We start from the raw sequence: 22,343 nt of genomic DNA on the forward strand, positions 1-22,343 counted from the left end.
CGCGTACGCCCGCCGCCTCTGACGTGCGGAGGACCTCCGACTCAACCCAGGAAGGTAGAGCTCGCTGGAGATCGTCCTCAGGAATGACACCCACGAACGAACCACACCCGCTCTCCGAAGGTCTGCTGTGGTCATGGCGTGCCGGCGCGAGCGCATGGACCAGGTTGTCCGCTGGGACGCTCGGCGCCCCTCCACTGGCCCCGCCATCCCTCAGACATGAGAGAAGGGGTTCCGGATGATTTCCGAAACCCCTTCACCTGGGTCCTACGAATGGGCGATACCGGGATCGAACGATGTAAGTCGATCCTCGAATGGCAAGATCCGTCAGTTCCTCTGTCAGGAACCAAGGTGCTGCAATTCCTGACAGGACGACGAGGCCCGCTTCGCTGGCCACAGCCGCCACGAGCATGCAGTTGTCGGAACCCCTCGCAGGGGCGAAGAGGATCGCGGTCGTAGCCATCTGAAGGACGGACGCAGCTCAAGCCCTTGTGCGATGGGTTCGACGCGGTGCAGGGCGCAGGGCGGGGTTCATGCGACGCCGGTCTGGGCGCGGACCATCCGCGCGTACCACCCGTGGCGGTCGCCGAGCAGGTCGAGGCGATCTCCGTGTTCCGCCACCCGACCGCCGTCCAGGGCCACGACGGTGTCGAAGGACTCCAGGACGCCGAACCTGTGGGTGATCATCACCGTCGTCCGTCCCGCCCGCTCGGCCAGGATCGCCTCGACGACCTCCAGCTCGGTCATCGGGTCGAGGGCGGAGGTGGCCTCGTCGAGCACCAGCACCGACGCGTCGGCCAGGAGCGCGCGAGCCAGGGCGATGCGCTGTCGTTCGCCGCCGGACAGCAGGGCTCCCCGCTCTCCCACCAGCGAGTCGTAGCCGTCCGGAAGTGCCGTGATCCGCTCGTGGACGCGGGTGAGCCGGCAGGCCCGCACGAGATCGTCCGCAGTGGCGTCGGGGGCGGCGTACCGGAGGTTCTCGGCGATCGACCCCTGGAAGAGGAAGGGCTCCTGGGTGGCGATGCAGACGCGTCCGGGCGACGGACGGGCGATCTCCGCCCCGTCGATCAGGACCGACCCCTCGGTGGGCGGGTGCAGGCCGGCCAGCAGGTGGCCGAGTGTCGTCTTGCCCGAGCCGCTCGGGCCGACGACCAGCGTGGTGGATCCGGCCGGCAGGGTGAGATCCACACCGTCCAGCGCCGGACGGTCCCCCTCCCCTCCGGCGTACCGGAACATGACCTTTTGGACGGCGAGCGCGCCGGGCCCGGAGACGGGGTCTGGGCGTGGCTCAGGCCCGCGCTCCATCTCGGGCTCGGGCCGCATGTCGAGGTAGTCGAAGACCCGCTCGAAGGCTCCCTGGGCGGAGCGGAACTCGGTGGAGATGTGCAGAAGTTGCCAGAGGGGCTGGTAGAGCCTGGCCTGCAGCACGGTGAAGGCGACCAGAGTGCCCGGGGTGATCCCGTCGGACAGGCCCGCCGCCACGAACACCAGGTACGGGGTCAGCACGAAGAAGACGTGTCCCGCGCTCAGCACTCCTTGGGCCACCAGCCCGGACCGTACCCCGAGCCGGATCAGCCGCCGGCTCTCCGCGGCGAATCCGCCGGCCTCGTCCGCGCTTCTGCCGTGGACCCTGGCCAGGATGACGGCGCCCAGGCACAGCCGCTCCGCCACGATGGCCGACAGTTGTGCGCGGGAGCGCTGGCTGACCTCCGACAGGTTCTTGAGCGCTCGCCCGGAGCGGGAGGCCACCCAGACGACGACGGGCGCGAGGATCAGGGCGGCGCCCGCGAGCTGCGGTGACAGTGCCACCATCGCGCCGGTGGCGGCCACGAATCCGAGCACGCCGGACAACGTGCTGGGCAGGGTGTCCTTGACGGCGTTCTCGATCTGGACGGTGTCGTTGGCCAGCCGCGCCTGGATCTCGCCGCCTGGTGTCGCGGCGAAGAAGGCCAGCGGCATGCGCTGGAGACGGCCGAACAGCTCCACGCGCAGCGCGTGCACCACTTGTTGCGCGACGCGGGCCGACACCCACGTCTGGCCGAGGTCCACCACGCCCACCGCGCAGGCGGTGGCCGCCGCCAGTCCGGCGATCAGCGCGAGCAGCGGCAGGTCCGGACCGCCCTCGCCGAACAGCGCCCGGTCGAAGACCAGCTGGGTCAACAACGGAACGGCGGCGTTCAATGCGGAGTAGGCCACGACGAGCAGGACGACGAAGCAGATGGCGAGCCGGTGCGGCATGAACAGCCGCACGACCCTGCGCCAGATCCCGGGGGCGGGAGGCTGCTCCGAATCGAAGCGGGAACGATCGTGCACGGGCCGGGCCTGTCCTTGTCTCTTGACCGAACGCTGTCGACCAGACGTCTGGATCGAACAGGGCCCCGCCCGCCCGGGTCCGGGCGGGCGGGTTCGGCTGTCAGTTGTCGGTGCAGCCGAAGTGCTTGATGCAGTGGGTCAGCCGGAGCGCCTCGTTGGCGCCGGGCTCGAGCTCCTGGAGCGCCTGCAGGTCCTCGACGTCGAAGGACATGGTCGTCACCTCCTTGTGAATGCCGGGGCCGCCTGTGGTGCGGCCGTCTGTCATCGCCGTCCCGCTGCGGGAGCGGCGAGCCTGGAGGCCTCCTCCGGCATCCACAACCGGGCGGACCGGTCGCGCAGTCGCAGGAGGAAGGCGACGATTCCCGCCGTACCGGCGAGAAAGGTCGGCGGGAAATCTCCGTGGGGTCCGGGGACGAGCAGGCGGCCGCGATGATCGGCCGCACGCAGCTCCAGACATCCGGCCAGATCTCGCGCCCACCGCCGGTAGCGGTCGTCGCCGGTGAAATCGGCCATGTCGAGCAGGAATTCACCGTCGCCGGGCAGTCCGTGGCACGGCACCGGCCCTGACTGCCATCGAGTACGGTGCACGGCCGCCGCGGCCTTGCGCGCCAGGTCCAACGCGGGCGAGTCGCCGGTGGCACGCCAGTACCTCAGGAGGAAGGAGCCGATCCCGGAGGAGCCGCTGCACCAGTACGGCCGGCGCGGGCGCACCGTGGACAGGTCGCCGCGCTGCGTCGGCCACCAGACGGTGTCGCCGTCCACGTCGGCGTGTTCGTGGAGGGCGCGGGCGATCTCGTGGACGGTCGCCGTCCAGTCAGGCCGGTGCAGGGCCCGGCCCGCGTGGAGCAGCGCGGTCCCGATGCCGGCGATGCCGTGCGCGAAACCGAAGTGGTTGGCCCCGGCCAGCCCCGAGTCGAACGTCTGCGGCGTCGGCCACTGCGGGTGGCCATTACCGTACGACCGTGCCTGATGCAGGTTCTGGAAGGCCTCCGCGGCCCGGTCCCGAAGCGCGGGATCTCCCGAGGCCAGGGCGATGTGCAGGAGCGCCATGCCGCATCCGGCCAGTCCGTGCGTCACGTCGGAGCTGGGGTGGTCGGTCGGCAGCCGCCGCGCTGTCCGCACCGCGAACCGGGCCAGCTCGGCGTCGCCCATGGCCGTCGCCGCGTCGTACAGCGCCCACACCGCGCCGGAGCGCCCGAAGTGCAGGCCGGGTGGCCAGACGTCCTCGGCCGCCAGCCGCCGCCTCAACCAGCGGGCGAGTTCGGCAGTCGCCGGGGCGTGCGGTTCGGCCCGCGTCAGGACGCCGAGAATTCCGGCCGCGCCACCGTTGACCGAGCACGGATCGGCTTCGACGCCGTCGGCGGTGTCGGGCCACGGCGAGGGGGCGTCCTCGCTCGTGTCCATCGTCTCCACCAGGTGCGCGATCCCGTCGTCGATCAGGCGGCCGATCCGCTGCGGCGGCTGGGAGCGGTGGTGGGGGGCGGCCCGCTCCGGGGCGGGAGAGGTGAGGAAGCGAACGCAGCTGTCCAGCGACCAGCGGCGCTCCGGTTCCGTCGCCAGCAGGCCCTCCACCAGCGGTCGCAGCAGGGCGAGCGTGGGGTTGGCCGCTGCCACCGCCGCCACCCTGGCCGCCTGGTCGGGGCCCGGCGGGTCCAGATGGGCCCCGACCGCCAGGAAGTACGCCATGGCGCCGAGGCTGTAGAGGTCGGCGGCTGCGTGCGGGGCGGGCCGGAACTCCCCCGTGTGGCCCGCCAGCTCCGGGGCGAGGTAGCCCGGGGTCCCGCCCACCATGACGGTGGCGCCCGGCACGGCCGCGTGTTCCAGGTCGATGAGCCGTAGTTCGCCGCCGGGCGAGATCATCACGTTGTTCGGCGACAGGTCGCCGAACACGTAGCCTCGGCCGTGCAGCGTCTTCAGCGACGCGATCAGGCGACTGACGATGGGCAGGACCTGCGCCGGCGCGCCGCCGAAGCCGTCCTCGCCCAGGAGGCCGGCATTCTCGTCCGACCAGCGCTGCAGCGTGATCCCCGGCACGAACTCCTCGACGAGGAAGGTGTGGCCGCCCTGCTCGAAGAAGTCCACCACGGCCGGTGTGATCCCGGTCGTGGCGAGGGCCTCCAGGCAGGAACGTTCGGCCGCGATCCGATCCCGCGCGTCGCGGCCGCTCAGATCGGCGCACGCGTGCGGACGCCCCTCCTTGACGACGACCTCGTGGCCGGTGGCGGTGTCCTCGGCGAGGTAGACGCCGCCCCGGTTCGCATGCCGTACGGCCTTACGGACGATGAACCGGTCATTGAGCATCACCGCAGACGCCCGCGGGCGCCGGCTCGCCACCGGAACCTCGAACGGGCAGATCGCGAACGGTGGCGGGGAGAAACTCGGCCGCCGTTCGTCGGAAACGAGCCGGCCCTCCGGAGAACGCAGCCGAATCTCGTAGAACCCGTCGTTGCCGAGCACACGATGCCCGCTGAAGGCGCCGTAGCGGTAGTGGACGATCCCGCCTGCCCGGTACGGACGATCGGAAAGAATCACCGGGCCGGGAAGTCCCCGGGTGACGTCATCGAGCAAGGCGCCCAGGCGTACCGACTCGGCGTCGTCGAGGGGATAAGCGGTGATGAACTTCCCGGCCTGCGCCCGGCTGCAGTGCGGTTCGAGGAATTTCCAATAATCGCTCAGCCGGGCGGGGAACTTGAAGGCGCAACGGGCCTCGGTGAGCACTCGCGAGACGCGGGCGAGCGCCACCGGGGCGGAGAGCATCGTCGCGGAGACATGCAGCTTCCATCCCTGGTCGGGCATCGGGTAGGCGTCGGGAGTGACCTTGCACCACAGGTCGTCCTCGGCGATCGACCACTCCCGTGCGCCCGCGCGCCCGAGTTCGGCGGTCACGATGTCGCGCAGAATGGCCGAGTCTTCCGAATGCGTGCCCACGTAACCCGCTTCCGCTGTCGCCGCTCTCCTGCGAACCGAGAGTCGCCAAGTGCTCTTGCAGATGAATGGGAAATGAATTGAATGCGAGGTGAAAGCTGGTTTCCCGGCCGAAGGAGAGCGCGCCCCGCTTTACCGGTCGCATTTATTTGCCTTTTTGTTTCGTCCGTTGAATGGCCCCCCAAGCGGTTCACGGGGTTCCGGGGCAACCTGGCGCCAGGACCAGTGAGCCGGCGCGGGCTCGGCGGTCCTCGCCGAGACGCGGGCGACGACGGACCGCAGCAAGCAAATGACATACGGCCACATCTAGCGACACCCAAAGAACGGGCTCATCACTCCTGGATCCTGGATCCAGGTCCCGTACTCTTCGACATCGCATCCGACACGGGCATCGACCTCGGCGATCGTGATCGTTGGAGCGTTGAGCGCGGCGTCCAGGGACACGTCGTCCACGGCGAGCGTGGCGTCAAGGACGGCGCGGCGCTTGGCGATCACCTGCCGGGAGCCGGTCGGCTCAGTCGACGATCGCGCCGCCGGACAAGTTGGCGATCGCCCCCGTCATGGCACCGGCTGCCGGCGCGTCGACGACAGCGTGGGGACGGATGCCGATGACCCGGACATTGCCGGGTGCCGGCTCAGCGGCCAGAACCCGCGAGAACGCCTCCTTGTCGGCCGCGCTCACGGCGTGCCCCCAGGATGCCGCCCCCAGTCAACCTGGCCGAACTGCTCACCACATCGATCCCGCCCCCGAACGACGAGCCGGATGACGAACGCGACGACGACTGGCGGGACCGACATGACGCCGAGGAGGCCGACAGGCGCACCCGGTCGAGGCAGCCCGTCACCCGTCCTGGACGCAGTGAACAGCACACAGGCGAGACAGGCCAAGTCGTCGCAAAGGGCACCGCCTTCGTCTGCCAGGGCGTGCGCGAGGGTGGTTTCGTAGCGCGTGTTCATCCACGTCGCTCTCCAACGACAACGGATCGCAATCGTCCGCGTCCGTCCGCGCGTCTGCGCGTGTAAATGGCGTGACGGACGCGGACGGACGGCCGCACGGACGATCACAATCCGTAATCAACGAAGAGATCTCGATTAGGGAGAGGAGGGATGCCATATGCAGGCATACACGGTCGAACAAGTCGCGGAGATGCTCAGCGTCGGGCGCGACAAGGTCTATTTCCTTCTCCGCACCGGCCAGCTCAAGAGCATCAAGATCGGCAAACTCCGCCGGATCACTGATCAGCAACTCACCGACTTCGTCTCTTCCCTCGAAGCGACAGACGAGGTGTAGAACAGCGTGCTACGAAGTCCTACAAGACGGGTACACCCGGACAGCGCCTCTTGATAACTGCATGACACGAAAGGAAGCCGTCTATGACGAGCGACCGAACGACCCTGCCCCCCGTACGGGTGGACACGGAACTGAAGGACCGTCTCCGCAGGTACGCCGAGTCGCAGGAGCGAGATGTGTCGTGGGTGATCAGGAAGGCGATCGAGGAGTACCTCAACCGTCACGAGAAGGGGTGATCCATTGGCCAAGATCCTGATCGGCCAGTACGAAGCGACCATCTACCCCGAGGGGGGCGGCTACACAGGAGCCATCTCCCTCGGGTTCGGCCCGGACGGCAGACGCCAGCGCCTCAAGCGGAAGGGCCGGACCAAGACCGCGGTCAAGGACAAGCTGATCAAAGCGGTCAAGGACCTTGAGGCAGGCGTCAGCGCATCGGAGACCTACACCGTTCGCGAGGCCGTCGAAGACTGGCTCACCAAGGGACTGAAACGAGCCATCCGGCAAGCCCAGGCGCGCGACATGGTGATCGGAAACGTCGCCGAGCTCGTCATCACCCCCAAGGGCACGGACGGACGACCAAGCAAAGCACTCACCCGGCAACAAGCCGAAGCAGTGCTCAAAGCCGCCGAATCGTCCGAACTCAACGCCTACGTGGTGCTCAGCCTCACCACGGGCATCCGCACCGAAGAGGCCCGAGCACTCCGATGGAATCACGTCGTCGCCTGGACACCGAGCCTCAAGCAGTGGCAACCAGTCACCGAGGCAGGGTCCAAGCACAAGAAGTTCGCCATCTACGTCTGGCGGACCGTCCGGGAAGGAGCAGACACCAAGACCCGCAAGTCACGCCGCACGCTGGAGCTGCCGAAGCCGGCGGCCCAAGTGCTCAGACAGCACCACACCCGCCAAGCCGCCCACAAGCTCAAGGCCGGCGAGGCATGGGAGGACCACGATCTGGTGTCCTGCACGAACGCCGGCACCAAGCCCGAGGCGTCGAACGTGCGGCGCACCTTCCGCGAGATCACCAAGCAGGCCGGGCCCGGAACGACATGGAGCCCACGAGAGTTGCGTCACTCGTTCGTCTCGATCACGAGCGACCAAGGCGTACCGACCGAGACGATCGCCGACCTCGCCGGACACGCGGGCACCAGCGTCACCAAGGCGGTCTACCACCACCAGCTCAGACCAGTGATCACCAAGGGTACCCAGACGATGAACACCATCTTCGGTGAGAAGCCGACGGGTTGAGCATCCGAGTGGGATGGCTCCCCGATTGGCTCCCGTCGACCCCCAGACATGAGAGAAGGGGCTTCGGATGATCTCCGAAACCCCTTCACCTACACCTTACGAGTGGGCGATACTGGGATCGAACCAGTGACCTCTTCGGTGTGAACGAAGCGCTCTCCCGCTGAGCTAATCGCCCGCCCTGTCGGCGCCTTGCGGTGCTGACGGGGAAAACCATACCGCACTCTCGGGGTGGTGGCGAAACGGAGCGGTCGCGGGGCGATCTTCGGGAGCTCCGGGCGCGAGGGATTCGAGCGAAAGGCGGCGGTTGCCCATCGGCGTGGTGGGTCGGTGTCATACCATCGACGTGTCCCGGAAGACACCGATCGCGATCTTTTCGGTAGAAACGTTCTTGGTCGAGCCCGTCGGGGCAGGCTCTACAACAGCAAAACCCTCGCAAATACGACCCGATTGATGCCGTTTAGCCAGGTAGATGCCTAAATGTCCAGCTGTGATGTGCGTTACAGAAGGCCCCTGAGGCGGAATCTTTCCTACAGGTTTCTTCGTTCCGCGTCATAGCTCAGGACGAAGTCCGTCAGAGCAGTGAAAGCCCCGAAGAGGGGACCTACGACGAAAAGGTTTGGCTGACGATGAACAGCACCACCGTCTCCGCCGAGCTTGGCCTTCGGCTAGTGGTCCCCGACCGTACTACCGTCCCCCTGCTCGCCGGACTGAGCTACACAGCCGACGATCCGTATGCCATCCGCATGGCCTTCCACGTAGGGAACGACGAGCCGGTCGAGTGGATCTTTGCTCGTGAACTGCTGACCGTAGGCATCGTGCGGCGGGTCGGCGACGGCGACGTGCAGGTATGGCCCGCACGCGCCGATGGCGAGCGCACCCTGCACATCAGCCTCACCTCGCCGTTCGGGCAGGCGCTCTTCGAAGTGCCGCTGGCCCCCCTCACGGAGTTCCTCCACCGGACGTACGAGAAGGTGCCCGCGGGGCGCGAGACCGACTTCATGGACCTGGACGCCGAGCTCACCAACATGCTCTGGCCGTCCTGAACCGTCACACCCGAGGCCCCGGCGTCCACCCCGACGCCGGGGCCTCGGCATGCGCGGTGTCAGGACGGGAGCGTGGTCGCGGCCTGGCGCATGCGTTCGATCTCGATGCTCTGGCCGGAGTAGACGTCCCTGGCCAGCAGGCGCATGCGGTAGTCGCGGCCGCCGGCCAGCTCCTCCCCCGCCATCTTCACCGCGCCCTGGTGGTGCCGGGTCATCAGGCGCAGGAACATCTGGTCGAACGCGGCCCCCTTGGCCGCCCGCAGGGCATTCAGCTGCTGCTCGGTGGCCATGCCGTAGCCGGCCGCCGCGCCGTGGTCGTGGCCGGCGGGGGCCGGGCGGCCGAGTTCGGCGAGCCAGACGGTCATGGACCTGATCTCGGGGGTCTGGGCGGCGGTGATCGAGCGGGCGAGCGCGCGGATGACCAGGGTGGTCGTACGGGCCTCGACCAGGGAGGTCATCTCCAGCGCCTGCCGGTGGTGCGGGATCATCGCCTCGGCGAAGCGTACGTCGGCGGCGAGGGTGGGGGCCGGGCTCGGGCCGACGCGTTCCCCGGGGGTCGCCGTCCGGGCGGGGGCTCCGGGGCTGGCGGGCACCAGGACGGGGGCGTCCGTCCCGACGGCCGGGATGTCCGGGGCAGGCGGCTGAGAACAGGCCGAAAGCGCAAATGTCATCACAACTGTGATGGAGATCGTACGCGGCCACCAACGTGCTGGCATAGCTTCCATAGTGAGCCACGAGAGATAAAGGGGACGCGTGTTGATCTTCGCCAAGTTGCGCGGAGCGGTGTTGTGCGCGGCGTTGTTGCTGGCTTCGGCGTGCGCGGCGGAACCGCCGTCGGCCGGTGATCCGGGGCCGGCCTCCTCGCAGGAGAGCGGCACGGCGTCAGGCACGGCGTCCGGCACGGCGTCGGGCACGGGCGAGGTGCTGACCAGCGCCAACGTCAAGCACGTGGCGAACGTCCCGCGCTCCGGCCCGTTCGCCGGGGACGACAACTTCAACACCGATCTGGCCTTCCAGGGCGATTACGTGTTCGTCGGGAACTTCGCCGGGTTCACGATCTACGACATCAGCGACCCGGCCAAGCCGAAGACGGTGAGCCAGGTGTCCTGCCCGGCGCAGCAGAACGACGTCAGCGTGCACGGCGACCTGCTGATCCTGTCGATCGACGAGCCGCGCGACGGCGAGGGCTGCGACTCCGGTGAGAACTCCCGCGACTGGGAGGGCCTGCGCCTGTTCGACATCAGCGACAAGAAGAGCCCCCGCTACGTCGGCGCGGTGCGCACGGACTGCGGCTCCCACACGCACACCATGGTGCCCACGGACGACAAGCTCTACGTCTACGTCTCCTCCCCCGGCCCCGAGCCGGACTCGCGGACGTGCCCGGCGCCGCACCAGAACATCCAGATCGTGGAGATCCCGCTCGACGACCCCAGGTCCGCCAAGGTCGTGGCGCAGCCGAACATCTTCCCCCAGCAGCAGAACACCCAGATGTTCGCGGGCTGCCACGACATCACCGCCTACCCGGAGAAGAAGCTCGCCGCGGCGGCCTGCTTCGGCGACGGCGTGCTGCTCGACATCTCCGACCCGGTCAGTCCACGGGTGATCCAGCAGATCCGCGACACCGAGAACTTCCAGATCTGGCACTCGGCGACGTTCAACAACGACGCGACGAAGGTCGTCTTCGGGGACGAGCTGGGCGGCGGCAGCCAGGCCACCTGCGACGCCGGCACGCCGCGCACCAAGGGCGCCGACGCCGTGTACGACCTGGTGAACGGCAAGCTGGAACGCCGCGGCTACTTCAAGATCCCGCGGAACCAGGAGAAGGACGAGAACTGTGTGGCCCACAACGGCTCGCTGATCCCGGTGAAGGGCAGGGACGTCATGGTGCAGTCGTGGTACCAGGGCGGGGTGTCGATCTGGGACTTCACCGACTCGGCCGCGCCGAAGGAGATCGGCTTCTTCGAGCGGCGTCCGTACCCGGAGGGCGGCATCGCCGGCTCGTGGTCGGCCTACTACTACAACGGCTACATCTACTCCAGCGACATGCGCGAGGGCCTGGACGTGCTGCGCATCGACGACCCGATCACGGATCCGGCCAAGCAGGTGAAGATGGCCGACTTCAACGTACAGACGCAGAAGTCGTACTGACGGATGAAGGGACAGGGCCCCGGAGGCGGGGCCCTGTCGAGGGCGGGTCAGGGGTTGAGGTCGGCGGCGGCGCGCTCGGCGAAGATGCGCATGGCCTTGGCGGTGATCGGGCCGGGGGCGGTGGGCAGCTCGGTCCGGTCGACCAGCCTGATCGGCTGGATGTCGCGGGTGGTGGAGGTGAGGAACGCCTCCTCGGCCTCGTACAGGGCCTGCAGCGGGACGTCGGCCTCCTCGCCGCCGCACCATTCGAGCACCAGCGCGCGGGTGACGCCGGCCAGGCAGCCGGAGGCGAGCGTGGGGGTGATCAGGCGGCCGTCGCGCACGATGAAGATGTTGGAGCCGGTGCCCTCGCACAGGTCGCCCGCGAGGTTGCCGAAGATCGCCTCCCCGGCGCCCTGGTTCTTGGCGTGCAGCAGGGCCTTGGCGTTGTCGCCGTAGGAGGTGCTCTTGACGCCGGACAGCGCGCCGCGCTCGTTGCGCGGCCAGGGGACGACGGCCACGTTGGCGGTCTCGGGGAAGGGCTTCTGCTCGTCGACGATGACGATCGAGGTGGTGCCCTGGTTGCCCCGGTCGGAGCCGAGCGGGCCCGGACCGCTGGTGTAGGTGATGCGGATACGGCCGAGCGACCAGGCGGGCGCGGCCGCCAGGAGCTTGCCGACGCCTTCGGCGATGGCCTCGACGTCGGGCTCGGGCAGGTCCATGCGCTGGGCCGAGAGGGTGAGCCGGTCGAGGTGCCGGGTGAGCGCGAACGACTCGCCGTCGACGATCTTGATCGTCTCGAAGACGCCGTCGCCGACCATGAGCCCGTGGTCGAACACGGAGACGGTGGCCTGCGCGGGGTCGATCAGTTCCCCGTTGACCCAGACAGGGATGTTCATCGGTTTCCTCCTGAGGATGCCAGTGAGATGAGCCTGGATGCCTTCAGCTCGGTCTCGGACCATTCACGCGCGGGGTCGCTGCCCCACGTGATGCCCGCGCCGGTGCCGAAGCGGATCTCGCCTGCTGAGATCCAGAATGTTCTGATGCCCACGGCCAGCGCCGCCCTGCCCCGGTCGGCGTCGACCCAGCCCACGGCACCACAGTAGGGCCCCCGGGGGACCGGTTCGAGCTCATTGATGATGCGCAGAGCGGACGACTTGGGCGCGCCCGTGACAGACCCGGGCGGGAATGTGGCGGCGAACAGCTCCGGCCAGCCCGCTCCGGGCGCGAGCCTGGCCCGCACGGTGGAGACGAGATGGACGAGACCCGGATGCTCCTCGACCGCGCACAGGGAGGGCACCTCGACCGAGCCGACCGCCGCGACCCGGCCCAGGTCGTTGCGGACCAGGTCGACGATCATGACGTTCTCGGCGTAGTCCTTCTCCAGCAGGTCGGCGGCGGTGACGCCGGTGCCCTTGATGGGGCCGGACTCCACGACGTCGCCCTCGCGCGACAGGTAGAGCTCCGGCGAGGCCGACACCACGCTCAGCCCCGGCACGTCGACGACGGCGGCGTACGGAGCCGGGTTGCCCTCGGCCAGCCGCGCGGCCAGCGCCAGCGGGTCGGCGCCGGGCGGGACGGGGGCGGACAGGACGCGGCAGAGGTTGGCCTGGTAGACCTCGCCCCGCTCGATGTGGTCGCGGATCGCGCGCACGCCGCGTTCGTAGGCGGCGCGGTCGAGCGAGGTACGCCACTGGTCCGGACGTGGACCGTGCCAATGGCCCCTGGGCGAGGGCAGCGCGGACGGGCGCACGCGGTCGAAGCGGGCGCAGGTCGCCTTGCCCTCGTAGTCGACGACGACGGCCCACCAGCCCTCGCCGTCGAGGGCGGCAAGGTCGGTCGTCACGTCGCGGAGTCCGGTGGCGAGATGACCGTTTAAGTGGGCGAAACCGTCGTACACATCTCCCATTGTCCCAGCATCTCGACCAGTTCCAGCGCGGAGGGCAGGGGAACCTCGGGAAGGGCCGCGTACACCGTACGGACGGGGGTGGCCTCGCGCAGCGGCTTGAGCACCAGGTTCGGCGGCACCGCCCGCGCGGCCAGCTCGGGCACCAGCGTCACGCCGAACCCGGCGGCGACGAACCCGAACTTGCCCGACCATTCGGCCACCCGCAGCCCGCCGCGCGGCGTGAACCCGGCGGCGGCGCACGCGGCCACCAGCGGCGTCGGCTGCCCGCGCGGCGCGGCCTCGATCCAGCTCTCCTCCGCCAGGTCGCGCAGGTCCACGTCGGGCTCGGCGGCCAGCGGGTGGCCGGCGGGCAGCGCGACGAGCAGCCGGTCCTGGCAGAGCCGGACGAGCCGGGCGTCCTCGGCGGGCAGCCCGGCCGGGTAGTCGCTGATCACGGCCACGTCGAGCGCCCCGGCGTGCAGGCGTTCCATGAGCCGCGAGGTCAGCGCCTCCGTCATGCGCAGCTCGACGCCGGGGTGCGCGGCCAGGAACCGCTTCAGCGTGGACGGCATGAGGTCGACGTTGGCGGTGGCGAACGCACCCACGCGCAGCGTGCCGCCGCGCCCGGCGTGGATGGCGGCCAGTTCCTCGCCGGCGCGGGCCAGCCGGTCGAGCACGGCGACGGCGTGCCGGTGCAGGGCCGTGCCGGCGGGGGTCAGGCGCACGCCGCGCGGCAGGCGTTCGAACAGGGGGCCGCCGCCGGCCCGTTCCAGCGCGGCGATGCGCCGGGAGACCGCCGACTGGGTGTAGCCGAGCAGCTCGGCGGCGGCGGTGAAGGAACCGCTCCTGGCCACCTCGTCGAAGAGGCGGAGGGCTTGGAGGTCGAAGGCATTCGTCTCGTGCATGGCTGCCATGCAATCTAGTCGGTGGTGGAATACCTCGCATCCCTGTTGACTGTTCCCGTGATTGCATTTCTCGGACAGGGACGCATGGGCGTCCCCATGGCTCGGCGACTCGTGGAGGCCGGGCACAAGGTGACGACGTGGCGGCGTGGGACCGGTGTGACGGCCGCCGAGGCGGTGGACGGCGCCGAGCTGGTGATCAGCATGCTCAGCGATCCGGGGGCGGTGCGCGAGGTGCTGACGGCCGCGCTGCCCGGTCTGCGGCCCGGCGCGACGGTGGTGGAGATGTCCACGATCGGCCCGGAGGCGGTCCGCGCGCTGCGCGAGCTGCTGCCCGCGTCGGTCGCGCTGGTGGACGCGCCGGTGCTGGGCAGCGTGGGCCCGGCGGCGGACGGCTCGCTGGTGGTGCTGGCCGGCGGGGACGTGTCCGGCTGCCGCCAGGTGCTGTCGGTCTTCGGCGGCGTGCGCGAGACCGGGCCGCTGGGCTCCGGCGCGGCGATGAAGATCGCCGTCATGAGCGCGATCGTGCCCGCGCAGGTGCTGGTCGCCGAGACGCTGGCGTACGGGGCGGCGCACGGCGTGGACCGGGACGCGCTGCTCGACGTGCTGGCCGGCACGCCGCTCGGCCAGGTCGCCGAACGGCTGCGCACGCCCGCCACCGAGACCCGGTACTCGCTCGGCCTGGCCGCCAAGGACCTGGAGCTGGCGGCCTGGGAGGGCGCGTCGATGGCCACGGCCGCCCGGCGACGCCTGCAGGAGGCGCGGGCGGCCGGGCTGGGCGAGCGCGACCTGACGGCGGTGGCCGAGCACGTCGGCGGCGGCCCGGCCGCGCGCGCGGTGCCGCTGAACCTGTCCACGATCCCGGCCACGAACGGCGCGTACTCGCACGCCGTCCGGGTCGGCGACATGCTCTACGTCTCCGGCCAGGCCGCCTTCGACGAGCAGGGGCACGTGGTCGCCCCCGGCTCGCTGAAGGACCAGGCCGAGCACATCTTCGCGGTCACCACGCGCATCCTGGCCGACCAGGGCGCGAGCTGGCAGGACGTCGCCTTCATCCGCACCTACCTGACGGACATGGACGACATCCTCCAGCTCAGGGACGTGCGCAACCGGTACGTCACCGGCACTCCCCCGGCCAGCACGACCGTCGAGGTGTCGAAGCTGTTCCGGCCGGGGCTGGTGATGGAGATGGACCTGATCGTCGCCCTCCCCCGCTGAGCGGGACGGGCTAGTCCAGCGGCCCGGTGACCGACTCCGCCGCGGCCACGACGCCGCCCTCGGCCACCAGCCGCACGGCGGACTCGATCTCCGGCGCGAGGAAGCGGTCGGGGCCCGGTGCGGGCACGTTCTCGCGCAGCGCCCTGACCACGGCCGCGGTCGCCGGCGCGGGCTCCAGGGGGGCGCGCAGGTCGAGCGCGCGGGCCGCGGTGAGCACCTCGACGGCCAGCACCCGCGTCAGCCCGTCGACCGACCTGCGCAGCTTGCGCGCCGCCGACCAGCCCATGGAGACGTGGTCCTCCTGCATGGCCGAGCTGGGGATCGAGTCGACGCTGGCGGGCACGGCCAGCCGCTTCAGCTCCGAGACGATCGCGGCCTGGGTGTACTGGGCGATCATGTGGCCGGAGTCGACGCCGGGGTCGTCGGCCAGGAACGCGGGCAGGCCGTGGTTGCGGGCCACGTCGAGGAAGCGGTCGGTGCGGCGCTCGGACATCGAGGCCAGGTCGGCGGCCACGACGGCGAGGAAGTCGAGCACGTAGCCCACGGGCGCGCCGTGGAAGTTGCCGTTGGACTCCACCCGGCCGTCGTCGAGCACGGCCGGGTTGTCCACGGCGCTGGCCAGCTCCCAGCCGGCCACGGTGGCGGCGTGCGCGATCGTGTCACGGGCGGCGCCGGCCACCTGCGGGGCGCAGCGCAGCGAGTACGCGTCCTGGACGCGGGTGCACGCCTGCGGGTCGCGGTGGCTGGCCATGACGCCGGAGCCGGCCAGGATCCTGGTCATGTTGGCGGCGGACCTGGCCAGGCCGGGATGCGGGCGCAGGGCCTGGAGCTCCGGCATGAAGACGCGGTCGGTGCCGAGCAGCGCCTCCACGCTCATCGCCGCGCTGATGTCGGCGGTCCTGACCAGCTTGGTGAGGTCGGAGATGGCCAGGATGAGCATGCCGAGCATGCCGTCCGTGCCGTTGATCAGGGCCAGGCCCTCCTTGGCGGCCAGCTCGACCGGCTCGATGCCGGCCTGCTTGAGCGCCTCCCCGGCCGGCTGGAGCTCCCCCGCGGCGTCGCGGACGACGCCCTCGCCCATCAGCGTCAGCGCCACGTGGGCCAGCGGCGCGAGGTCGCCGGAGCAGCCGAGGCTGCCGTACTCGTGCACGACCGGCGTGATGCCGGCGGTGAGCAGCGCGGCCAGGGTCTTGGCGGTGCCCGGCCTGATGCCGGTGTGGCCGGTGGCCAGCGTGTGCAGGCGCAGCAGCATGAGCGCGCGCACCACCTCGGTCTCCACCTCGGGGCCGCTGCCCGCCGCGTGCGAGCGCACCAGCGACCGCTGGAGCTGGGCGCGCAGCGCGGGGTCGATGTGCCGGGTGGCCAGGGCGCCGAACCCGGTGGAGACGCCGTAGGCGGGCACGGGGCTCTCGGCAAGTTCGTCCACCCGCTGGCGGGCGGCCGCCATGGCGGCCACCGCGTCGTCGGTGAGCTGGACGGCGGCGCCGTGGCGGGCCACCTTGATGACGTCGTCGAAGCTCAGGGGCTCCGGGCCGACGTTCACGACTCCGTTGTCGCGCATGATCGTCTCTCTCGCTTAGGTAACCGGCGTACCCGATGTTAGCTCCTTACTCGGGAAGATCGCCGCCAGCCCCTCCCTGCCCTCGTCGGTGAGGACCACCGCGCGCGGCACCGATCCCCGCCGGTACCAGCCGCGTTCCAGCAGGACGTCGGTGATCGCGGCGCCCAGAGCGCCGCCGAGATGCGACCGGCGTTCGGTCCAGTCGAGGCATTCCGGGGCGAAGCGCCGCCTGGCCCTGCGGGCGCCCTCGACGTCCACGCCCAGGCCCGTCAGCAGCCGTTCGCCGTCGGAGGTGAGGTCCTGGCGGTCGTAGAAGCCGCCGCCCCTGAGCCGGTCGAGCAGGGCGACGCCGGCGCGTCCGGCCAGATGGTCGTAGCAGGTGCGGGCCTCCTCCAGCAGGCGCGCCTGCCGGGACTGCCGCAGGGAGCGCACCGGCGGGCGGGCGCTCACCCTGGCCAGGGTCTCCAGCACCTCGGCGATCTCGTGCCCGGCCAGCCGGTAGTAGCGGTGGCGGCCCTGCCGGACGACGTCGACCAGGCTTCCGTCGAGCAGCCGGGCCAGATGGGCGCTGGCGGTCGCGGCGCTCACCCCGGCGACCCTGGCCAGCTCGCCGGCGGCCAGGGCGCGGCCGCCGAGCAGCGCCGTGAGCATGGCGGCCCTGGTGGGGTCGGCGATGAGTGCGGCGACGGGCGCGATGTCGGCGTCACGGGCGATGTGCTCCATGCCCACGACGCTAACGCACCGACATTTCGCCCAGGAACGAAGTGTCAGCCGCTCCCCAGGGCCTTCCTGATGATCTCCCGGGCCCGGTCCATCAGCGCGAGGGGCGTGCCGATCAGCACGTTCTTCGTCGCCGACTCCACGCCGGGACGCGGCCGCAGCGGCCCGACCGCCTCGGCCGCCCGCACCGCCGCCGCCATGGCCCGGCGTTCCACGACGGAGGTGCTGTTGCGGAGCTGGGCGAACTCGTAGCGCTCCTCGCTGCGGGCGTGCATGGTGACCGCCGTGCGCAGCTCGGCCAGCTTCTCCCAGAACGCCGGGTCGTCCACGCCCGCCCGGTCGATCTCGACGAGCAGGCGCTTGGCCCGGTTCTCCTCGGCCAGCCGGTCGGCCACCACGCCGGGGCCGCCGTCCACCTTCCGGCGCGCGTAGGGGTGGACGATCTCCTCCTCGGCGGTCTCGTGCACGGCCAGCAGGCGGATCAGCCGCTCGAACGCCTCCTCCACCCGTTCCGGCGGCGCCTGCTCCACCTCGTCGAACAGGTCCCTGATCTGGCCGTGCTGGGCCATCAGCACGTCGATGACATCGTGTTCAGCCACGTCCAGCGGCCTACCCGGGCGCCGGTCGGGCACGCGCCTCCTTACCGAACGCGGATCGTTCGGCGACGCAACGCGGAGGTTGCCCCACCAGGCCGCGGGTAGGCGCAGCGACATGGCCTTCGACCCACTTCAGGAGCGGGGCATCCCGCTGGACGAGCAGCTGCGCGACTGGCGGGAGCTCAACGTCTCGCCCATCGATCCCGACCACGCCGACCCGTACACCCGCTGCCGGATCATCACGATGAACGGCATCGAGACCGAGGCGATCCTGTTCAGCCACCAGCTCGCCCGCCACTGCACCGACCTGGAGCTGAAGCGGCAGCTCGCCCGGGTGCGCTACATCGAGGCGCAGCAGCAGAAGGCGGTCAACTGGCTGCTGCCCGGCGTCTCGTCGGTGCTGGAGACCACCATCGCCTACGAGCAGGTCGCGGTGGACCTGACGGCGTGGGTGGCGCGCATGGAGCCGGACCCGTACCTGACGCAGGCGTACCAGTTCGGGGTGCTGGAGGACTTCGACCACCTCTACCGGTACGCCAACCTCTACGAGATGATCGAGCACCGCAAGGCCGAGAAGATCGTGGACGGGGTCACCGAGGTCATGCCGGGGCGGCCGACGTACCTGCACCACCGGGACCCGGTCGACAACGTGCGCGAGCCGTACGACCGGCACCGCACCGAGCCGCTGTCGAAACTGCACGCCCTGACCGTCATGGCGGCCGAGCAGCAGACCATGAACTTCTACATGAACGTCGGGCCGCTGGCCATGGAGCCGATCGCCCGGCAGCTCTACCAGGAGATCGCCCTGGTGGAGGAGGAGCACGTCACCCACTACGAGTCGCTGGTCGACCCGGGCGAGAGCTGGTGGGAGATGCTGCTCAACCACGAGTACAACGAGTGCTACCTCTACCACTCGTTCATGGAGACCGAGTCCGACCCCAGGGTGAAGGCCGTCTGGGAGCTGCACCTGAACATGGAGATCGAGCACCTGCGGCTGGCCTGCGAGCTGTTCAAGCGGTTCGACGGACGTGATCCCGACCAGGTGCTGGCTCCCGAGCTGCCGCCGCCGGTGACGTTCGAGCCGAACAAGGCGTACCTGCGGGAGCTGCTGGCCACCCAGATCGACTGCACCACGCTGGGCACCGGGTACGTCCAGGAGGCCCACGAGCGCTTCACGCGCATGCAGGAGGCGGTCATGGGCGGGGAGAAGCCGCCGTCGGAGCGGGTCATCGACGACAACCGGGCGGTGTCGGGCCAGGAGTACCGCCTGGAGACGGAGGGGCCGCATCCGGCGGGCATGCAACTGGGCCGCTGACGGGGCCACTGACCGGGCGCCTGACCGGGCGCCCGCCTCGCGTCCTGCCCCGGGTCCCGCCTCGGGGCGGTGGACGCGACCGGGCCGTACCCGGGGCGACCTGCGCGGAAGCGTTCCGGTTTGGGGACTCGGCGAGGATTCGCTAGAGTTCTCTCGTCGCCCGGCACGAGCGGGGCGCACGCGGAAGTGGCTCAGTGGTAGAGCATCACCTTGCCAAGGTGAGGGTCGCGGGTTCGAATCCCGTCTTCCGCTCGGAGCTTCCGGCTCGGTGGCGTGGCCGAGAGGCGAGGCAGCGGCCTGCAAAGCCGTCCACACGGGTTCAAATCCCGTCGCCACCTCTACGAAGGACGATTAGCTCAGCGGGAGAGCGCTTCCCTGACACGGAAGAGGTCACTGGTTCAATCCCAGTATCGTCCACCATCTCTCAACAGCCAGGTCGGCGGGTCGCCGGCCTGGCTGTCGCTTTTGGCGGCCCTTTCCCGGCGTGGCGGGCCTGGCGCTTGTAGCAAGCGTTTGGTTCGATCAGGGGCATGGACGTTCAGGAGATCGCCGACCGCCTGGAGATCACCGACCTGCTGGCCCGTTACTCGCGGGCCGTCGACTCCGGCGAGTGGGACCTGCTCGACGAGGTGTTCAGCCCCGAGGCGGTCATCGACTACCGGTCCGCGGGCGGGATCAGGGGCGGGCTGGCGGAGGTCAAGAGCTGGCTCGCCGAGGTGCTGCCGCACTGGCCGGGACGCCTGCACCTGATCGGCGCCGCGCGGATCGTCCTCACCGGGGACGAGGCGCGGGTCAGCGCGCCGTTCACCGACACCCTCGCCCCCACCCGCGACATGGCCGCGGCCGACATCCAGGGGTTCCTGCACGGCGGCGGCTGGTACCACCACCGCATGCGCCGCACCTCCGGCGGCTGGCGCAGCCAGGAACTGGTGGAGGAACAGAGCTGGCGAACAGCCCGGTGACCCCGCGTCCGGGACGCCCCCTTCCGGACGGCTTCCTGACCCGGCCGCTTCCTGACCGGCCTGCCTCCCGGCCCGGCCGCTTCCCGACGGGGCCGTTCCCCCGCCCAGTTGCGTCCCGACGTGGCCGCTTCCCGAGCGGGCGGCTTCCTGGCCTGGCCGCTTCCTGGCCAGGCGGACTCAGTGTGGTTGTTTGGCGTGGGTCGTGGTGAAGGTGAGGAGTTTGATGGCGGTCTGCTGGGGGTCCTCCAGGATGGGGGTGTGGCCGAGGCCGGGCAGGAGCTCGATCTCTGCCCCCGGCACGACGCGGTAGTCGGACGCGGACGAGGAGCGCCATCGGCGGTCGTCCGCGCCGAAGATCACCAGCAGCGGCTTGCCCAGGGGCGCCAGCCGGTCAGGGAGCGGCCGTTCGTGCAGGTAGTCGCGGGTGCCCTGCATGGTCGCGGCGAGCGTGTGGAGGGTCATGCACCGCACCTCGTCCAGCAGCTCGTCCGGAGGCTGGTAGCCGGGACGGCTGAAACCCGGGCTCGCGAACAGGCGGATCTGCTCGTCGGTCGGCGGCCACTGCGAAGGGGCGAACGCGGCCGACGCCGGGGCGATGAAGGCGTCCAGGCCGGGGCCGGTGTTGATCAGGACGAGCGCCGTCACCAGGCCGGGACGCTGTTCGGCCAGGGCTGTGGCGACCGCGCCGCCACTCGAGTGGCCCGCGACCACGGCCTGCCGCACGCCGAGCCGGTCCAGCGCCTCGCCGACCCTGCGCGCCTGGTCGGGGGTGGTGTAGCCGCGGTCGTCCGGTTTGGCGGAGCGGCCGTGGCCGAGCAGGTCGATCCGGACGACGCGATGGGAGCCCGTGAGCAGGGGGACCAACTGGTCCCAGGAGCGGGCCGAGGACGCCGAACCGTGGATGAGGAGGAGGGCGGGGGCGTCGCGGGGGCCGTCCTGGCAGACGTGGAGGTCGCCGTCGTCCAGGGAGAGCATCGTGCTCTCGGTGGTGTCGCCGTGGGAACTGGTCATGAGGCCACTGTGGCGGCCGTCCCGCGCCGGAGGATTGGACGAATGTTCCCTCGGGCACGGGCTGCTGCCGGGGCTATACGTTCGCTGCCATCGAGAACCAGATGTATCCGGCAGCGAACAGGAGCAGGCACACCGCACCGATCGCCGCGCCGGCCGACGCCGCGAAGATCCGTACGGGCGTGGGCCGCCGTGCCGTGAACGCATAGCCGAGGGCGACGCCGACGCCGGGGAACGCCGCGGCTGCGATGCCGCATTTGGCCAGGAGTTCTGTGGACATCCAGTCCAACTGCCAGATGCTCCATGCCACCAGCCCGTAGCCGGCGAGGACTGCTGCGCAGAGCACGGTCAGCCCGAGAGTGCCGTACTTGCGAGTGCTGGGATCAAGGGGGGACGTCACGAGATGGCGGCCGAGGCGGATGGCGGCCGAGGCCGGTTGGAGGTAGCAGGCCCACATGGGACGTGGCAGGCGCACATGCGCCCGACCGGGAGAAGGGCAGGTCAGAGGGGGTGGCGTGGGTGGGAGGGGTGGATACGCGTCAGGAGGTGGGGAGGGGGCAGCGGGTGGCGTCCGTGGCGTAGGACAGGAGGAGGTCGCGGGCCGTGTCCGTGTCGAACGGCTGCACCGCGTCCAGCAGGTGCAGCCCCAGCCCGTCCTCCAGCGCCACCAGGTTCCGGGCGATCGTCATGGCGTCCCGGGTCAGCCTGAAGACGCCGGTCGCCGAGCCCGCCTCCAGGATCGCGGCGTACAGGGCCACCTGCCGCTCGTACAGCCTGATGTGCTGGGCCGCGTACGCCGGGTCGCGCCGGGCGTGCGCCCCCAGCTCGTACAGCAGCACGCACAGCTCGTCGCCCGGACCGGCGGGCAGGCCGCTGCCGATGGTGATGACCAGGCGCCGCCGCAGGTCGGGCTCGCGCGCGGCGGCGGCCTCGCGGGCGGCGCAGAACCGGTCGACCGCCTCGCGCTGCACCTCCTGCAGCAGGCCGGCCATGCTCGGGAAGTAGTACAGCACCGACCCCGCCGACATGCCGGCGACCTCGGCGACGTCGCGCAGCCGCAGGTCGAGGATGCCGCGTTCGAGCACCGCGCGGCGGGCGGCGGAGACGAGTTCGGCCCGCTTCTCCCGGGCCCGGCTGGGTCGCGCCATGGCCGCGATTCTTCATAGATGCTTCAAAAAACGCAAGCCGTCCTTGACGAACGCCGCCGATAGTTCTTTGATACTCGCTCAAGG

22 protein-coding genes and 4 tRNA genes are annotated in these 22,343 nt (G+C 70.4%); 11 read left to right on the plus strand and 15 right to left on the minus strand.

Translation table 11 applies throughout. The features are described from left to right. Positions 1 to 528: 528 nt before the first annotated feature. The 4 genes from ABZ459_RS00485 to ABZ459_RS00500 form a co-directional block, all read right to left on the minus strand. Entirely contained in the window at positions 529 to 2,310 is a 1,782-nt protein-coding gene (locus ABZ459_RS00485; protein ID WP_357964220.1) for an ABC transporter ATP-binding protein, read from the minus strand. Between the two features lie 261 nt (positions 2,311 to 2,571). Continuing rightward, positions 2,572 to 5,238 (minus strand): class IV lanthionine synthetase LanL, encoded by a 2,667-nt coding sequence (lanL, locus tag ABZ459_RS00490; protein WP_357964221.1) that lies wholly within the window; start codon positions 5,236 to 5,238, stop codon positions 2,572 to 2,574. A 303-nt stretch (positions 5,239 to 5,541) separates the two neighbouring features. Further along, a complete protein-coding gene (locus ABZ459_RS00495; RefSeq protein ID WP_357964222.1) occupies positions 5,542 to 5,730 on the minus strand; it encodes a hypothetical protein in 189 nt (62 codons plus the stop codon). A 19-nt stretch (positions 5,731 to 5,749) separates the two neighbouring features. Further along, complete coding sequence (locus ABZ459_RS00500; protein ID WP_357964224.1) at positions 5,750 to 5,917, minus strand: hypothetical protein; 168 nt, start codon at positions 5,915 to 5,917, stop codon at positions 5,750 to 5,752. Between the two features lie 432 nt (positions 5,918 to 6,349). Between ABZ459_RS00500 and ABZ459_RS00505 the strand changes: the two genes are divergently transcribed. The 3 genes from ABZ459_RS00505 (at position 6,350) to ABZ459_RS00515 (ending at position 7,771) form a co-directional block, all read left to right on the plus strand. Continuing rightward, positions 6,350 to 6,526 carry a helix-turn-helix domain-containing protein gene (locus ABZ459_RS00505; protein ID WP_357964225.1) on the plus strand — a complete coding sequence of 59 codons (177 nt, stop codon included), beginning with the start codon at positions 6,350 to 6,352 and terminating at the stop codon, positions 6,524 to 6,526. Between the two features lie 83 nt (positions 6,527 to 6,609). Beyond that, complete coding sequence (locus ABZ459_RS00510; protein WP_347624618.1) at positions 6,610 to 6,762, plus strand: ribbon-helix-helix domain-containing protein; 153 nt, start codon at positions 6,610 to 6,612, stop codon at positions 6,760 to 6,762. 4 nt (positions 6,763 to 6,766) lie between these two features. Beyond that, on the plus strand, positions 6,767 to 7,771 hold the full coding sequence (locus ABZ459_RS00515; protein WP_357964227.1) for a site-specific integrase: 1,005 nt from the start codon (positions 6,767 to 6,769) through the stop codon (positions 7,769 to 7,771). A 103-nt stretch (positions 7,772 to 7,874) separates the two neighbouring features. On the opposite strand, the gene ABZ459_RS00520 is transcribed toward ABZ459_RS00515, so the two are convergent. Further along, positions 7,875 to 7,946, minus strand: a tRNA-Val gene (locus ABZ459_RS00520). Positions 7,947 to 8,397: 451 nt separating this feature from the next. On the opposite strand from ABZ459_RS00520, the gene ABZ459_RS00525 reads away from it, so the two are divergent. Further along, on the plus strand, positions 8,398 to 8,814 hold the full coding sequence (locus ABZ459_RS00525) for an SsgA family sporulation/cell division regulator (protein WP_020547189.1): 417 nt from the start codon (positions 8,398 to 8,400) through the stop codon (positions 8,812 to 8,814). Between the two features lie 59 nt (positions 8,815 to 8,873). Here the strand turns inward: ABZ459_RS00525 and ABZ459_RS00530 are convergent, their stop codons facing one another. Further along, complete coding sequence (locus ABZ459_RS00530; RefSeq protein ID WP_357964229.1) at positions 8,874 to 9,485, minus strand: DUF305 domain-containing protein; 612 nt, start codon at positions 9,483 to 9,485, stop codon at positions 8,874 to 8,876. Positions 9,486 to 9,567: 82 nt separating this feature from the next. On the opposite strand from ABZ459_RS00530, the gene ABZ459_RS00535 reads away from it, so the two are divergent. Further along, positions 9,568 to 10,962, plus strand: coding sequence for a hypothetical protein (locus ABZ459_RS00535; RefSeq protein WP_357964231.1), 1,395 nt, complete (start codon positions 9,568 to 9,570; stop codon positions 10,960 to 10,962). Between the two features lie 47 nt (positions 10,963 to 11,009). Here ABZ459_RS00535 and ABZ459_RS00540 read toward each other — a convergent pair whose 3' ends face one another. From ABZ459_RS00540 to ABZ459_RS00550, 3 genes are read right to left on the minus strand one after another with little or no spacing between them, the layout of a single operon-like run. Beyond that, positions 11,010 to 11,840 carry an aminotransferase class IV gene (locus tag ABZ459_RS00540; RefSeq protein WP_357964233.1) on the minus strand — a complete coding sequence of 277 codons (831 nt, stop codon included), beginning with the start codon at positions 11,838 to 11,840 and terminating at the stop codon, positions 11,010 to 11,012. Then, positions 11,837 to 12,787, minus strand: coding sequence for a chorismate-binding protein (locus ABZ459_RS00545; RefSeq protein ID WP_357964235.1), 951 nt, complete (start codon positions 12,785 to 12,787; stop codon positions 11,837 to 11,839). The genes ABZ459_RS00540 and ABZ459_RS00545 overlap by 4 nt, the downstream gene beginning before the upstream one ends. 29 nt (positions 12,788 to 12,816) lie before the next feature. Further along, positions 12,817 to 13,734, minus strand: coding sequence for a LysR family transcriptional regulator (locus ABZ459_RS00550; RefSeq protein WP_357964237.1), 918 nt, complete (start codon positions 13,732 to 13,734; stop codon positions 12,817 to 12,819). A 57-nt stretch (positions 13,735 to 13,791) separates the two neighbouring features. On the opposite strand from ABZ459_RS00550, the gene ABZ459_RS00555 reads away from it, so the two are divergent. After that, positions 13,792 to 14,949, plus strand: a complete 1,158-nt coding sequence (locus ABZ459_RS00555; protein WP_357964239.1) for a Rid family hydrolase — start codon at positions 13,792 to 13,794, stop codon at positions 14,947 to 14,949. A gap of 10 nt (positions 14,950 to 14,959) precedes the next feature. Here the strand turns inward: ABZ459_RS00555 and hutH are convergent, their stop codons facing one another. The 3 genes from hutH to ABZ459_RS00570 are packed head-to-tail and all read right to left on the minus strand — an operon-like array spanning position 14,960 to position 17,829. Further along, on the minus strand, positions 14,960 to 16,510 hold the full coding sequence (gene hutH / locus ABZ459_RS00560) for a histidine ammonia-lyase (RefSeq protein ID WP_357964240.1): 1,551 nt from the start codon (positions 16,508 to 16,510) through the stop codon (positions 14,960 to 14,962). Positions 16,511 to 16,525: 15 nt separating this feature from the next. Beyond that, positions 16,526 to 17,233: a helix-turn-helix transcriptional regulator gene (locus tag ABZ459_RS00565; RefSeq protein ID WP_357964242.1), complete on the minus strand. Its 708-nt coding sequence runs from the start codon at positions 17,231 to 17,233 to the stop codon at positions 16,526 to 16,528. A 44-nt stretch (positions 17,234 to 17,277) separates the two neighbouring features. Next, a complete protein-coding gene (locus ABZ459_RS00570; protein ID WP_352331522.1) occupies positions 17,278 to 17,829 on the minus strand; it encodes a hemerythrin domain-containing protein in 552 nt (183 codons plus the stop codon). Between the two features lie 112 nt (positions 17,830 to 17,941). Between ABZ459_RS00570 and ABZ459_RS00575 the strand changes: the two genes are divergently transcribed. From ABZ459_RS00575 to ABZ459_RS00595, 5 genes are all read left to right on the plus strand, one after another. Further along, positions 17,942 to 19,141: a hypothetical protein gene (locus ABZ459_RS00575; protein ID WP_357964244.1), complete on the plus strand. Its 1,200-nt coding sequence runs from the start codon at positions 17,942 to 17,944 to the stop codon at positions 19,139 to 19,141. 180 nt (positions 19,142 to 19,321) lie between these two features. Next, positions 19,322 to 19,393 (plus strand) — tRNA-Gly (locus ABZ459_RS00580). Between the two features lie 15 nt (positions 19,394 to 19,408). Further along, positions 19,409 to 19,479 (plus strand) — tRNA-Cys (locus tag ABZ459_RS00585). A 7-nt stretch (positions 19,480 to 19,486) separates the two neighbouring features. Continuing rightward, positions 19,487 to 19,561, plus strand: a tRNA-Val gene (locus tag ABZ459_RS00590). 110 nt (positions 19,562 to 19,671) lie between these two features. Next, positions 19,672 to 20,103 carry a nuclear transport factor 2 family protein gene (locus ABZ459_RS00595; RefSeq protein WP_357964246.1) on the plus strand — a complete coding sequence of 144 codons (432 nt, stop codon included), beginning with the start codon at positions 19,672 to 19,674 and terminating at the stop codon, positions 20,101 to 20,103. Positions 20,104 to 20,280: 177 nt separating this feature from the next. Here ABZ459_RS00595 and ABZ459_RS00600 read toward each other — a convergent pair whose 3' ends face one another. The 3 genes from ABZ459_RS00600 to ABZ459_RS00610 all read right to left on the minus strand — a co-directional run bounded on the left by ABZ459_RS00600 (position 20,281) and on the right by ABZ459_RS00610 (position 22,259). After that, positions 20,281 to 21,114: an alpha/beta hydrolase gene (locus tag ABZ459_RS00600; protein WP_357964248.1), complete on the minus strand. Its 834-nt coding sequence runs from the start codon at positions 21,112 to 21,114 to the stop codon at positions 20,281 to 20,283. A 73-nt stretch (positions 21,115 to 21,187) separates the two neighbouring features. Continuing rightward, positions 21,188 to 21,568: a hypothetical protein gene (locus tag ABZ459_RS00605; protein ID WP_357964250.1), complete on the minus strand. Its 381-nt coding sequence runs from the start codon at positions 21,566 to 21,568 to the stop codon at positions 21,188 to 21,190. Between the two features lie 82 nt (positions 21,569 to 21,650). Continuing rightward, complete coding sequence (locus ABZ459_RS00610) at positions 21,651 to 22,259, minus strand: TetR/AcrR family transcriptional regulator (protein WP_357964252.1); 609 nt, start codon at positions 22,257 to 22,259, stop codon at positions 21,651 to 21,653. Positions 22,260 to 22,343 lie beyond the last annotated feature (84 nt).

Origin of the sequence: Nonomuraea sp. NPDC005692 (assembly GCF_040631115.1) — a bacterium.
GTDB lineage: Bacteria > Actinomycetota > Actinomycetes > Streptosporangiales > Streptosporangiaceae > Nonomuraea.

Bases quoted from the DNA above. Each gene is read 5' to 3' on its own strand.
- ABZ459_RS00565 (WP_357964242.1), bottom strand. From the start codon at position 17,233: ATGGAGCACATCGCCCGTGACGCCGACATCGCGCCCGTCGCCGCACTC.
- ABZ459_RS00505 (WP_357964225.1), top strand. From the start codon at position 6,350: ATGCAGGCATACACGGTCGAACAAGTCGCGGAGATGCTCAGCGTCGGG.
- ABZ459_RS00610 (WP_357964252.1), bottom strand. From the start codon at position 22,259: ATGGCGCGACCCAGCCGGGCCCGGGAGAAGCGGGCCGAACTCGTCTCC.
- ABZ459_RS00540 (WP_357964233.1), bottom strand. From the start codon at position 11,840: ATGAACATCCCTGTCTGGGTCAACGGGGAACTGATCGACCCCGCGCAG.
- ABZ459_RS00510 (WP_347624618.1), top strand. From the start codon at position 6,610: ATGACGAGCGACCGAACGACCCTGCCCCCCGTACGGGTGGACACGGAA.
- ABZ459_RS00530 (WP_357964229.1), bottom strand. From the start codon at position 9,485: ATGACATTTGCGCTTTCGGCCTGTTCTCAGCCGCCTGCCCCGGACATC.
- ABZ459_RS00575 (WP_357964244.1), top strand. From the start codon at position 17,942: ATGGCCTTCGACCCACTTCAGGAGCGGGGCATCCCGCTGGACGAGCAG.
- ABZ459_RS00550 (WP_357964237.1), bottom strand. From the start codon at position 13,734: ATGCACGAGACGAATGCCTTCGACCTCCAAGCCCTCCGCCTCTTCGAC.
- ABZ459_RS00595 (WP_357964246.1), top strand. From the start codon at position 19,672: ATGGACGTTCAGGAGATCGCCGACCGCCTGGAGATCACCGACCTGCTG.
- hutH (WP_357964240.1), bottom strand. From the start codon at position 16,510: ATGCGCGACAACGGAGTCGTGAACGTCGGCCCGGAGCCCCTGAGCTTC.
- ABZ459_RS00605 (WP_357964250.1), bottom strand. From the start codon at position 21,568: ATGTGGGCCTGCTACCTCCAACCGGCCTCGGCCGCCATCCGCCTCGGC.
- ABZ459_RS00525 (WP_020547189.1), top strand. From the start codon at position 8,398: ATGAACAGCACCACCGTCTCCGCCGAGCTTGGCCTTCGGCTAGTGGTC.
- ABZ459_RS00600 (WP_357964248.1), bottom strand. From the start codon at position 21,114: ATGACCAGTTCCCACGGCGACACCACCGAGAGCACGATGCTCTCCCTG.